The sequence below is a fragment of the Methanocrinis sp. genome (assembly GCF_049974945.1).
In the GTDB taxonomy this organism is placed as follows: Archaea; Halobacteriota; Methanosarcinia; order Methanotrichales; family Methanotrichaceae; genus Methanocrinis.
Window position 1 is genome coordinate 1 of sequence record NZ_JBNGCU010000135.1, and the last position, 3,697, is coordinate 3,697.

General features: G+C 60.1%; 5 protein-coding genes, 1 other RNA gene and 2 pseudogenes. 2 read left to right on the forward strand and 6 right to left on the reverse strand.

From position 1 onward, the window contains the following. Nucleotides 1–266, forward strand: a pseudogene (locus tag ACP5EL_RS09620) (GHMP kinase); the annotation flags it as partial. Here ACP5EL_RS09620 and ACP5EL_RS09625 read toward each other — a convergent pair. From ACP5EL_RS09625 to ACP5EL_RS09640, 4 genes are read right to left on the reverse strand one after another with little or no spacing between them, the layout of a single operon-like run. After that, nucleotides 263–1,126: a methanogenesis marker 8 protein gene (locus ACP5EL_RS09625; RefSeq protein WP_428402296.1), complete on the reverse strand. Its 864-nt coding sequence runs from the start codon at nucleotides 1,124–1,126 to the stop codon at nucleotides 263–265. The pseudogene ACP5EL_RS09620 and the gene ACP5EL_RS09625 sit on opposite strands and share 4 nt — an antisense overlap. 28 nt (nucleotides 1,127–1,154) lie before the next feature. After that, the gene (msrB, locus tag ACP5EL_RS09630; protein WP_428402297.1) at nucleotides 1,155–1,571 is read right to left on the reverse strand and encodes a peptide-methionine (R)-S-oxide reductase MsrB; all 417 of its coding nucleotides are present in this window, start codon (nucleotides 1,569–1,571) and stop codon (nucleotides 1,155–1,157) included. A gap of 47 nt (nucleotides 1,572–1,618) precedes the next feature. After that, nucleotides 1,619–2,131 (reverse strand): nitroreductase family protein, encoded by a 513-nt coding sequence (locus tag ACP5EL_RS09635; RefSeq protein ID WP_428402298.1) that lies wholly within the window; start codon nucleotides 2,129–2,131, stop codon nucleotides 1,619–1,621. A 4-nt stretch (nucleotides 2,132–2,135) separates the two neighbouring features. Continuing rightward, the gene (locus ACP5EL_RS09640; protein WP_428402299.1) at nucleotides 2,136–2,381 is read right to left on the reverse strand and encodes a MarR family transcriptional regulator; all 246 of its coding nucleotides are present in this window, start codon (nucleotides 2,379–2,381) and stop codon (nucleotides 2,136–2,138) included. 96 nt (nucleotides 2,382–2,477) lie between these two features. Between ACP5EL_RS09640 and ffs the strand changes: the two genes are divergently transcribed. Further along, nucleotides 2,478–2,792: signal recognition particle sRNA (gene ffs / locus ACP5EL_RS09645), an RNA gene on the forward strand. 45 nt (nucleotides 2,793–2,837) lie between these two features. On the opposite strand, the gene hsp20 is transcribed toward ffs, so the two are convergent. Next, entirely contained in the window at nucleotides 2,838–3,422 is a 585-nt protein-coding gene (gene hsp20, locus ACP5EL_RS09650) for an archaeal heat shock protein Hsp20 (RefSeq protein WP_428402300.1), read from the reverse strand. 90 nt (nucleotides 3,423–3,512) lie between these two features. Further along, nucleotides 3,513–3,683: pseudogene (locus ACP5EL_RS09655) on the reverse strand (transposase); the annotation flags it as partial. Nucleotides 3,684–3,697: the final 14 nt, after the last annotated feature.

The window sequence follows — 3,697 nt, forward strand, 5'->3', positions numbered from 1 at the left end:
AGGTCATCTGGGAGATCGAGTTCCGGGGGTCGAAGCGGGCCGAGGTCGAGCACCACGGCTTTGAGATCTACGAGCATATGAGCAGGCTGCGGGAGGCGGGGCTGGAGTTTGTGGGGATGAGCTCAGTGGGGCCGTCGATCGCCGTTGTCACCGAGCGGTCTGAGGCGGAGATGGCCGAGATTCTGGCGCCGATGGGACTCAAGATGACCATATCCACGAAGGTGGACAATAAGGGGCTGAAGGTCGATAGGGTCGGGCAGCTTTAGAGGAGGGGGTCCGGCAGCTTCTCCTCCGGCCCGTAAGGAAGCGTCGCCCTGTGCATGACCAGGCTCTCGTCGAAGTGTAAGGCTCTGTTAAGGACCAGCCGCTTACCCGAATCGGTGAGGGCGTAGACCGGTATGGATATCCCAATCTGGAGCTTCGCCTGCCTCCCCACCACCTCCCGGACCGTCCGCGAGGCGCAGGCCCAGACCACGTCGCAAGTTTCGGCCAAGACCTCCGCCTGATCCTCGGCGACGTCGAGGTTGTGGACCGCGAATATCACCGGCCCCTCGCCCGCGGAAGTCGAAGCCATCTTTCGGATCTCCTCGGCCTCGAAGGCCCTCCTTCCGGTGATGGTGACGACGATTCTCTCGTAGCCGGCGGCAAGGGCCCTCCTGTACCCCTCGACCTGATCGATGGTACACCGGTCGTCGAGGAGGATGCATCCACGCTCCCGAAGGCCAGCCTGGATCTCCTCGATAGGCTCTGTCCTGACCAGGCCGGTCATGTGGGCGCCCAGGGCGGCGACCACCTCGGTTCTCGTGGCGACGACCGTCCCCGCCCCCTCGCAAACGACGACGGCCGCGTCCACAAGCCCCTCCTTCATCCCGTCGGAGATCATCTCGGAGGCGCCGAAGCTGACGGGCCGCTCGGATAGCTCCAAGACCCGATGGGGGCTGTACATCCCCAGCTCCTTCATATGCACCCTCAGAACCGATTCGACCGTCTCTCTCGACTCAGCCTCGATGCCGTAAAGGCCGCTTCGCAGGGGGCACCATTTGACCTTCGGTTCGGAGAGAACCTCGATCTTCCCGTCACTCACCCTCACCAGAGCCCCGGCCATCTCCAGTAAGTGCTCTGTCAAACGAATCCGCCTTCGAACTCCGATCTCTTCATCCCTTGGACTCGAGTTCGTCCCGGGGGACGAACTTCAGGGCCACCGAGTTGATGCAGTACCTCTGCCCCGTTGGGGGAGGCCCGTCCTCGAAGACGTGGCCGAGGTGGGAGTCGCACCTCGCACAGACCACCTCGGTTCGGGTCATGCCGTAGCTTCTGTCCTCCCTCTCATCCACACTCTCCTCGGATATCGGCGCCCAGAAGCTCGGCCAGCCCGAGCCCGAATCGAACTTCGTCTCCGAGGAGAAGAGGTCATTTCCGCAGGCTACGCACCGGTAGATCCCCTCCTCCTTGAATTTGTAGTACTTGCCGGAGAAGGGGGGCTCCGTCCCCCGCTTCCTGGTGACGATGTACTCCTCCCGGGAGAGGATCTTCTTCCACTCCTCGTCGGTCTTGACCATATTTTCCGCCATCTGCCCCACCACCTCGCGAAAGTTCCAGGAGTTCTATCAAGAGACCCTCATTTCCAGCTCTCGAAGGCGACGATCTCATCCATCTCCTTCCTCGGCCTCGAGGCTGGCGACTCGTCGGGGTAGCCCAGGGGAAGGAGAGCCACCACCCTCACCTGGGGGGGGATGTTCAGGACCTTCTTCACCTCCTCCTCGTAGAAGGCCCCGATCCAGCAGGTTCCAAGCCCCTCCTCCGCCGCCTGGAGGACCATGTGCTCGACGGCTATGGCGAGGTCGATGGGGTAGGTGAGCTGGCCGCAGGTCATGACGTAATCGGTGACCGTGGCGCAGGCCGCGATCACCACCGGCGCATCGCCGACGAAGGTCTGGCCCTTGGCCGCCTCGGCGAGCCGCTTCCGCCTCCCCTCATCCCGAACGACGACGAACCTCCACTCCTGGAGGTTCTTGGCGGAGGGGGCCAGCCTTGCCGCTTCCAAGACCCGGTCGAGCCTGTCGTTATCGACCTTCCGGTTCTGGTACTTTCTTATGCTCCTCCTCTTCTGGATCGCTTCGGTGACCTCCATCTCATCACGCCCTCTTCTTCAGCTCTTTCTGGATCTCGATCCCCAGATCGGTGAAGTTCCAGGCCCCATCGTTCTCCTCGATGAGACCCTTCCCCCCCAACTCTTCCAGCACCCTTCCAGCAGCAGGGGCGGTCAGGTGGCTGAACTTGGCGATCTTGGCGGCGGGCTGGGGCCCCTTCGATTCGATGACCTCCATCACCCTTATCCTCTGCTTGTTTCCCATCACAAAGCCTATCATCTCTTCCATCATCTTGCGCCTCCTCGGTTCAAGTTTCAGTCCAATTTCGGTTCGAATTTCGGTTAAGATCTTGCGTTAGGTTTATGTTCCACCAGATGACACTGATATCCGCGGGCTAGTCCGGGTGGCTCGGCGTCACCTGTAACCCGAGATCGCCGATATGCGGGGGACGAAGCTGGTGGACGACTGCGGTGCCGCAGGTTCAGTCCAGTTGCCGACTGTGATTCTCCGCCCTGCGGGGACAGCATTGGTGGTTGGGCCTGCCGGAGGGCAGGTCTGGCCACCTCAACTGCGGGGACCGGTTCAGGCCCGGAAGGGAGCAGACCTACCGCAGATAACTGTCGCTTGCAGACTTGCGGGGAGGAGAAGGTCTCTGGGTCAACTGGCCTGCGGTATTGCAGGCAACCGCCGGCGCGCCCGCATTAAAAAATAGATTTCGCAAGAGTATAAACCTATCCGAGATAGATTTTACTCGATCTTGATCTCCTTCCCCTTCTCGGCCTTCACCTTCTTCTCCAGCTCGATGGAGAGGACGCCGTTCTTGTACGATGCTTTGGCGCTCTCGGGGTCGACCTCAGAGTCGAGGGTGATAGTCTTGGCGAACTTCTTCTCGCCGGTCGTCTCGATCCGGACGGTTCGCTCGGTCGAGTCGAGCTTGATGTTCTCCTTATCGACCCCGGGAAGCTCGGCGAAGATCTTGTAGAGGTCGCCGTCTTCCATCACGTCTACCAGGGGCTCCCGGCCAGCACTCGGCTCGATCCCGCCGCGACTGGGCCGGATGTTCCCGAACTCCTGGAAGGTCGGCTCCTTTCCCGGCTCTGCGGTGTAGCTGAAGCCGTAGACGAAGGGGCCGTAACGGCGGGCGGTCCCCTCGGAGGTCTCCTCCTCCCGGACCAGATCCTTCAGATCCTCGGGTATCCCCTCCTGGAATCTCCTGATCAGGTCCTCGAAGGGATCCCGGTAGATCCCCTCCTCCCTCTCCTCCTCGAAGGGAAAGCCCCGGAAGATGCTCTCGAAGGCGTCGAATATGGATGGGTATCTTCTCTTTCTCATGGAATTTGTCACCTCATTTTTATCGGTCGATCCTATTATTATGGGGGCGCTGAGATATACGTTTTTTGGTGATCGTGGGGGGATGGTTTCGGTCGTCCCGAGGAAGGCTCGAAATGAAATTTTGTCTGCAACCTGAAGCTCCAGCTGGGGGTCTGAAAGGCCATAGAGCTGCTGGAGAATTAAAAGTTTGATTATTATAATTATGTCAATATTAGGTCTGTCGCATCGTTCGGTGTCATTCTTATAAAGGCTATTGCCTATCGGTAGAACTCGGC